Source organism: Modestobacter sp. DSM 44400 (genome assembly GCF_900107175.1).
Lineage (GTDB): Bacteria > Actinomycetota > Actinomycetes > Mycobacteriales > Geodermatophilaceae > Modestobacter.
In genome coordinates this window covers 1-7,815 of sequence record NZ_FNOZ01000090.1, presented here as the reverse complement: position 1 = coordinate 7,815, position 7,815 = coordinate 1, and the positions used below count along the sequence as shown (strand labels likewise).

Genomic DNA, 7,815 nt, shown 5'->3' with positions numbered 1-7,815 from the left:
CACCACCCAGTCCAGCTCACCGGCCACGTCGGCGTCGGCGCTGAACTCCGTCAGCAGCCGGTCCCAGGTGCCGTCGGCGGCCCACCGGTCATGGCGTTTCCACACCGTCTGCCACGGCCCGAAGCACTCCGGCAGATCCCGCCACGGCGACCCGGTGCGGTACCGCCAGGCGATCGCCTCGATCACCATCCGGTGATCAGCCCATCGGCCACCCCGTTGGCCCGCTGAGCTGGGCAGATGTGGCTCTACTCGCGCCCACACATCATCCGAGAGCACACCAGTCCGCGTCATGAACCCACCTTCGACCACCTGACACCCAAGATCCGGGAGACACGCCCTAGGGCCCGGACGCCTGCGTTCCGAGTGGCGGAGGTCTAGGAACGGCGGCGGATCGGGCGTGTCGCGGCGGAGAGCTACGGGATCGACACAGCTCGCCGCGACGCCAGTCGCAGACCAGCCGACCGCCGGGATCCAGGTCGCCGTCGCCGGCGTCGGCAGCACGAACACCCGCTCGTCCGGGGTGGCCATGATGCCGGTCGGGGTCAGGGCGGCCAGCGGGCCATGCCAGGGCAGCCAGCCGCGGCGCAGGTAGAGCTGGACGCCGTTCTCGCTCGCGGCCAGCGTGCCGAGCTCGGAGCCGCCCGGCGACCAGTCGTTCGGCGGTCTCCATCAGCGCGGTGGCGACCGCCTCGACGTAGCCGGTGCGCAGCGTCTGCTCACCGGCGATCAGCTGGCGGCCGACGACCGCGGCGTGGCCGGCCAGCTCGCCGTCCACACCGGCCAGCACGTGCACGCCGCCGAGCGCGTGCGACCAGTCGTCGTCATCGAAGGAGCCCGCGAAGGAAGCGTCCAGGAAGGCGCGGAGCCGCTCCAGCTCGGCAGGGGCCAGTTCGCCCGTGGGAGGCCGTCCGAAGGCCGACCCGGGCGGCGGGGGGTGCGCTGCTCACGGCGACCATCGTGCCGGAACGGGCCGGTGGACGGGCAGGGCAGTGGAGAGCGGGTGACGAGAATCGAACTCGCACTGTCAGCTTGGGAAGCTGCTCCGGTACTGGGCAAACGCGCTGCTCAGCCTGATGATGAGGTCTCTCGGAGATCGTTCATGACCTCCACGTGACCTAGTGGCCCGCGAGCATGGCGTCGAGCGCCCGTGCGATGTCGCCGTCGCGTTCGTCGACGGCGTGCTGGTAGAGCAGCGCAGCATCGGGAGAGCTGTGGCCCATGCGTCGCATCAGTTCCTTGGTGGTGGCGCCGGTCGCGGCGGCCAGCGTCGCTCCCGTGTGCCGCAGCTCGTGCGGCCGGACCGACGGCAGGCCGCACTTCGTCACCGCTCGTCGGAAGGTCTGGCCGAAGTTGGCGCCGGAGAGAAAAGACCCGCTGGCGGTGCTGAAGACGATCGCGTCCTCAGCGTCAGGTACGAATTCGGCGAGGTGGCGGACCAGGCTGTCGGCCACCCGCGCGGGCAGGGACACCGTTCGGCGGCCGGCGGCCGTCTTCGGCTCACCGACCAGCCACCGACCGTCGACGTACCGGACCGAACGCTCGACCCGCAGCCGGCCGCCGTCCAGCACGTCGCAGCGCCGCAGTGCGGTGGCCTCACCGAACCGCAGACCACCGAAGGCCAGGACCTCGACGAGCGTGCTGTACCGCCGGGGCACTGCCGCGGCCAGAGCCTGCACCTCGGCGACCGTCAGCGAGCGTGACGGTCGGGCAGCTCGCGGCGTCCCGGCGTTGCGCAGGTGGCACGGGTTGCTGGCGAGCACCTCGTCGTTGACCGCTACGTTGAGCAGGGAGCGGAGCAACCGGTAGCTCTGTGCCAAGGCCGTGGGCCCGGTGCCTTTTGCAGCTGCGGTGTGCCAGGCGCGGACGTCGGCGGAGGTTACGTCCCCGACCGACACGTCAGCCCAGCGGTCGACCAGGTGGTGCTTCCAGAGCCCCACGTACAGGCTGCGCGTGGACTCGCGAAGGTCGTCTCTGGCCAGGTAGTCGGCGGCGTATTGCCCGACGCTGCGCCGCCCGAGCTCTGGTGCTCGCCAGGTCTTGCGGACAGTGTCGGCCTGCTGAGTCGCCAGCCACGCGCGTGCGTCGGTCTTCGTAGGAAAGATCCGCGTGCGTCGCCGTCCATCGGGTCCGGTGCAGCGAGCTCGCCACTTGCCGGACGGCAGCTGGTCCACGGCGCCGAACGCCGTCCGCTTGCGCACGCCCCGACTCAAGCGTGACCCCATCGACGTGCCAAGGCACCAAGGCGCTTCTGTGGACAAGCCGGGTCCGACGCCGAACCGGCCTGTGGACGCGTTGTCATCGTCGGCCCACGGGCGGGTTCAACGGCTTGACCGTTTGGGCGTCCAGGTAGGCGTCGAGGTCGGACTGCCAGAAGCGCAGTGATCGACCGGCGTAGGTGAAGGTGACCCGGCGTTCGGAGACGAGGCGGTAGATAAGGCGTCGTCCGGAGCGCAGGTAGTCGGCGGCGCTATCGACGTCGTGGAGCTGGTCGCCGGCCTTGACGGACGGTCGAGGTCTGGTCGTGGTCACGCTGGCTCCTGGGCGGACGGTTGAGGCGCCGGTCGGCTACCGGCTTGGGCCTCCTCGGCTTGTACAGGCGTCCGTCAGGGCCGCTTGGTGACATCCGGCGTGTGAAAGTCAGTCGGTCCGGCTGGTCGGGGAAGCGGGCGGGCTGGCTGCGACGTCATGGTCACCGGGTTCATCGGCTGGGGCCGCAGGCTGGGCGGTGGCCAGCGGGTGACGTGCGAATGCGTTCGAGAGGCCGGGTGAGGACAGGTCCGTCGTCCAGCCCTCGGTCGAGATCGTCGCCGTGGCGGGACAGGTGGGCGGTGAGCTGTATCTGGAGCTGGGCGCGCACCTCGGGTGCAGGGGAGTCGTGGGGCCGACGGGGTAGAGGTGGTCGGTGGCGCCGGTGGCGGCTCGCCAGACGGCAAGCCGCCGGGCCAGGCCCGGGTCGGATTGGCGCAGCTGGTCAGCCCAGACGGTGTCGGGGAGATGGTCGGCGGTGATGGTCGCGGCCAGGGAGTGCACGAGGTCGGCGCGTTGCTGGACGTACTCAGCCAGTTCGCCGCGGTCGGGGGCTCCCGGGTCAGGTTCGGGGGGTGGCGGTAGCCAGGGCAGCGGCCCACCGCTGGCGGCCTGCTCGTTGGGGCGCGATCCCTGGCCTTTGGCGAGGGCGTGGGCGTCGAGGTAGCGCTCGACGGCGGCGTGCAGTTGCCGGCCGGGGTCGGCGGCATCGGTGAGGGTGCTGGTGGCCGAAGGTCGTTGGTCGGTGCGGTCCAGCACTCCGCGCAGCAGCTCCAGCGGGTCCCTGGGCGCGTTGTTGGTTTGGCGGGCGAAGGTCAGCGCGGGGTGTGCCGGGTCCTCGTTGTCGACCGGGCCGGGGGACAGGTACAGGTGGTTGGCTGACCGGCCGCGGGACAGTGCGACGTAGAGCTGTTCGCGGTTCTCGGTGCCGGTCAGCAGCGCGTGGGTGGTGTCGACGGTGGCGCCCTGGGCGAGGTGGATGGTGGCGGCGTAGCCCAGCTGCAGGTGCTCGGTGACGTAAGCCGCGGGCAGGGTGAGCTGCCGGCGGGTGGGGGCGTGCCGGACACGCAGGCCGCCGTCGCCGGTGAGGCCCGTGACGGTGAACCGATCGCCGTTCTTGACCCATTCGGTGGCGGTGATGGGCAGGTCACGTTGGTTGTGCCGGGCCAGGACGACGTCCCCGACCGACGCAGCGGTGCCGTCCCGTAGCCCGACCTCCGGCTGGCCCGTGTCTGCGGTGCCGGCCAGACGTGCGGCGCGCGCACGCGCGTTCAGCTCGGCCACCAAGGTGTTGCTGCCGGCCAGCAGCATGCTGTCCTGGCCGGCGGCGCGGTCGGCCGCCCAGCCGGCCAGCGCAGAGTCCACCGCGTCGCCGAAAGCGCCCCGTTCAGGATCAGCGCGCTCCGCTGCCTCCGGGACGGACTGTTCAGTCCCAAGGGTGTTGGCGGGGATGTGGATGCGGCCCCGTTCGGCGTAGAAGGCCAGCCCGTCGGGCTCCCCGGCACGAATGGCTAGCGTCGCCTGGGCCTCCTTGGGGTCGGTGAATCGGACCGGGGTGTCCAGCTCCACGCCACCGTGGGCGCGGACGAGGTCGTGGAGGATGCCGCCGGCGGCGGGGGAGGACAGCTGAGCGGTGTCACCGACCAGTCGCACCGATCCCCCGGCGTCGGTGACCGCGTCGATGAGGCCGGCGAGGTCGGTGGTGGCGGCCATCCCGGCCTCGTCGACCACCACCAGCACCTGTGGGCCCAACGGCACGCCGGCGATCCAAGCCACCTCGCCGACACCGTCTCGGCTGGCATCGATCGTTCGTAGTGCAGACGCGAGGGTGACTGCCAGATGCCCGGTCGCCTTCCTGAGCTCGTTGGCGGCGACCGCGGAGGGTGCGGCGCCGAGAACGGTGCCGCCGGCGTCGGTCCAGGCGGCAGCCAGGATGCCCAAGGCGGTGGTCTTGCCGGTGCCGGCCGGAGCGATCGCGACCTGCACCCGTCGCCCGGAGGTGGCCAGTTCGCGGACCATCGCCTGTTGCCCGGCGTTCAGTGGTCGGCCGGCGAGGCGACTCTCCAGTAGGGCGAGTTCGATCAGCCCGGCCGGGATCCAGTGGCCGTCGGTGTGCTCCGCGCTAGCGAGGATCCGCTGTTCGGCGGCCAGCAGCTCCGGGGTGGTGAACAACTGGGTGTGCGCGGTGGCGTAGACGCTGCTGCCGTCCCGGCGGCGCAGTCCAGCCGGCTCGAGGACATCCATGTCGGCCAGGAGGCGGTCCCGATCGGGTTCGCGGTCAAGCCGCAGTGACAGGTCAGCCGAGACCGCGACCGTCAGCGCCTCGTCGATCGCCGTGTCCAGCGCATGCAGGGGGATCCGATCGGTGCGGGCGAGCCGTTCCAGTTCGGCCCGTAAGTGGTGGCTGGTGAACACCGCCCGCTGCGCGGAGACGGTGCCTACGGCGGTCCCGGCGGCGCGGACCGCCCATCCGGGATCGAGGTGGGACGCGGCAGGCTGCTGGTGGACAACCTGGTCGGGGACATTCCCGGCGGTGTCGGCGCCGAGCACGTGGTCGGCCTGGGTGCGCCAGGTTCGGCGTTGCTCGGCCTCACTGCGCGGGCCCTGCTTGGCCGGCCGAGTGGCCAGGGTGGCCTGCTGAGCCAGTGCGTGGCCTTCGGCGGTGGTGGGCTCACGTCCGTAGGTGGCCTGGAACCGGTCCAGCAGCTGAGCGTGGCCGGTGGTGATCTGCGCCCGCCGGGTCGACCACGCCGCGAGCAGCTCGGCCGGGACGCCAACCAGCTCCCGTACCGGGCGCAGCCCGGGCCGGGTAGGTCGGTCGGTGAAGGTGACGCCCAGCCGCTGGACCAGCTGGGCTTCCAGCCGGGTGTTGTACCGCTCTGATGCCGCGACCGCTGCGGCGTGCAGGGCGCGGCCGTCCAGAGCGCGCCACCGGCTGTCCAGGGTGCGGACCTTGTTGGAGATGGCGACGTGGGTGTGCAGATCGGGGTCGCCGTTGCGGGAGTCCCGGTGGGTGAAGGCGACCGCGAGCAGTCCGGTGACGTCGACTTGCCGGAGCCCGCCGGCGCCGAGGCGGGTGTAGACCGCGGTGCGCTCGAGCCAGCCGATGGTGTCGGTGAAAGCGGACGTATGGGCGGCCTCGACCTGGGCGGCGATGTCTGAGTCGGCCAGCGCCCACATGGCCGAGACGCTCTTCACCGGCGAGAACGTCAGGTCATAGCCGGCCACCGACACTCGCGGCCCGATCGTGACGTACGGCGCCCCCAGCTGCACGGACCCCGGGCCGCCAGCGGGCTGCCCGGCCACACCGGCCAGGGTGGCGGCGCCTGGGTGGTGGCCTCGTCCGAAGAGGGCGAGCATCTGCGCCTCCGATACCGGATCCCCCGCTCGCGGGCCGCCGCCCAACGACGCCAGGCCGCCGCCGAGCCAGACGCCGGGGGACTCCCCGCGCTGCTCGTAGTAGGCGCCCAGCGACCCATGGCCACGGGCGGTGACATCACCGGCGGCCACCTGCCGGCTCAGATACGTGTAGCCCGACCCGGCCGACAGCTTGTGCAACGACATCACCGCCGTCCACCTCCTGCAGCCTCGGGTCAGGCGATGCGCTGAAGGTGGCCGAGGAACGTTCAAGGCGAAGTCACCCCGCAGGTCAGCGACCCGAAGTTCTGCTCGGGCTCGACTGCGCGCCGGGAACGGGCGCCCGACGTCGCAAGGTCGAGCTGGGGTGACAAAGCGGTAGGCACCGCGGCCGAGCGCCCGCCGCCGGCACAAGGGCCCCCTCCCCGCCGCCCATGATCACGGCCGTGGGCGCCGCCGGAAGGGCGCTGCGCGTCCCTACGGGATGGGCCTTCGACCCACCCTTCCCCCGCCACCCACGACCGCGGGAGGTCAGCTACGGGAAGCAAGCCAGGATGTGGGAACGGTTCAAGGAGGTCAGCTCTTGTTCCGCGAGACCTTCACGAAGAGCCAAGCCAAGAACCATGCCATCAAGGTGGCAAGGACGAGGTTGAAAAGCACTCGGACTGGATCGAAGGGCGGGTCGCGGAACTCTGAGACGACGATTCCGACGCACAACCAGGCGAACAGCCCGCCGAACCACAGGCGCGTTCTCCGCTGCCGCAGGCCTGCTCGGTCCGAGTCCGTCACGCGACCATGATCACCTAGCCCGGGAGACTTTGCAGATCAGCGGCCACCGGTTCGGTGGCGATAATGGGCCGCTCAGGGCGACTGTTGCTGCCGTTCGCCTCCAGTATCGAAGTACCCGTTCAGGTAAGCCGAGGGCTTCAAGTCGCTCGTGCGCATGAGGGAGAACACCTCTGCACCGTCGGACGGCGATTCCAAGAGATGGAACGACTGCGCAAGCCCGAGATAGGTTGATGGCGCCTCGTCGATGGCCGCGGCGTACTGCTGCGCCTCGGCCTCAGCGCGCTCGATCGCTTCTTCGACGGTCCCCGCCTGCCACAGGGTGATGCGTTCCTCGTAGGTTCTCCCTGCCGCCTCGGGTGGCCATCCCACGGCGAAGACGCACCGCACGGCGTACCAGTTCGGTCGGGGGTCGCTCGTCAAGACCGGAATGGTCCCAGGTCAGACGTGGCCTCATGGACCTGTCCATGAGGGGGCCGCTCAGAGACATCGGCGGTTGACCGCACCGAGCCCGGCGGAGTGGCATTCCGAGTCCGTCTGCTACAGCACGGCACCATGCTGGGATGAGCGTCAGCGTGGACATCCGTGAGCGGCTGAAGGACGCGTTCGCCTGGCGAGGGGATCGCACCGACGAGCACCGTCTGGCGGACTTGACCGGCTGGTGGCGGGACCCAGCGCTCCTGATGCAGCTCGGCCCCGCCCTCGCCGACCTCAGTGGATCTTCCAGCGTCTCCCTGGTGCTCGGCCCGCAGTCATCAGGAGCCATGCTCGGCGCACTGGTGGCCACTTCCCTGCACGTCGGTCTAGAGCGTGTCTGCCAAAGATTGGCGGGTTGGTGGGCGACGCTGGACGAATGTTGCGTACCGACGAGATCCCGGACGAGTTGTGGGAGTTGATCCAGCCGGTGCTGCCTGCCGGCGGTCATCAGGGCCGGCCGTGGAATGACCACCGACTGACGCTCGAGGCGATCATCTGGCGGTACCGCACCGGGTCGCCGTGGCGTGACCTGCCCGATCACTTCGGGGCGTGGCAATCGGTGTGGGAACGCCACCGTCGCTGGTCTGACGACGGCACCTACGTGCGGATGTTCGCCGCGGTGCGCGCCGCAGCCCCTGAGCGCGATGAGCAGCTGCGCAACCTGTTGTC

Annotated in this window: 6 protein-coding genes; 1 reads left to right on the top strand and 5 read right to left on the bottom strand. The window is 70.8% G+C overall.

All coding sequences use genetic code 11. From position 1 onward, the window contains the following. The 5 genes from BLW04_RS26290 to BLW04_RS24040 form a co-directional block, all read right to left on the bottom strand. Positions 1-291: transposase (locus tag BLW04_RS26290; protein ID WP_139307014.1), on the bottom strand; the 291-nt coding region annotated here is incomplete at its 3' end. Positions 292-1,115: 824 nt separating this feature from the next. After that, the gene (locus tag BLW04_RS24060) at positions 1,116-2,198 is read right to left on the bottom strand and encodes a tyrosine-type recombinase/integrase (RefSeq protein WP_175484268.1); all 1,083 of its coding nucleotides are present in this window, start codon (positions 2,196-2,198) and stop codon (positions 1,116-1,118) included. A gap of 97 nt (positions 2,199-2,295) precedes the next feature. Continuing rightward, positions 2,296-2,529 carry an excisionase family DNA-binding protein gene (locus BLW04_RS24055; protein WP_091548037.1) on the bottom strand — a complete coding sequence of 78 codons (234 nt, stop codon included), beginning with the start codon at positions 2,527-2,529 and terminating at the stop codon, positions 2,296-2,298. Between the two features lie 108 nt (positions 2,530-2,637). Beyond that, positions 2,638-6,090, bottom strand: a complete 3,453-nt coding sequence (gene mobF, locus BLW04_RS24050) for a MobF family relaxase (protein WP_091548035.1) — start codon at positions 6,088-6,090, stop codon at positions 2,638-2,640. A 654-nt stretch (positions 6,091-6,744) separates the two neighbouring features. Further along, entirely contained in the window at positions 6,745-7,092 is a 348-nt protein-coding gene (locus BLW04_RS24040) for a DUF4288 domain-containing protein (protein WP_175484267.1), read from the bottom strand. 430 nt (positions 7,093-7,522) lie between these two features. Here BLW04_RS24040 and BLW04_RS24035 point away from each other — a divergent pair. Next, on the top strand, positions 7,523-7,815 hold a 293-nt coding region (locus BLW04_RS24035), incomplete at its 3' end, for a transposase (RefSeq protein ID WP_139307012.1).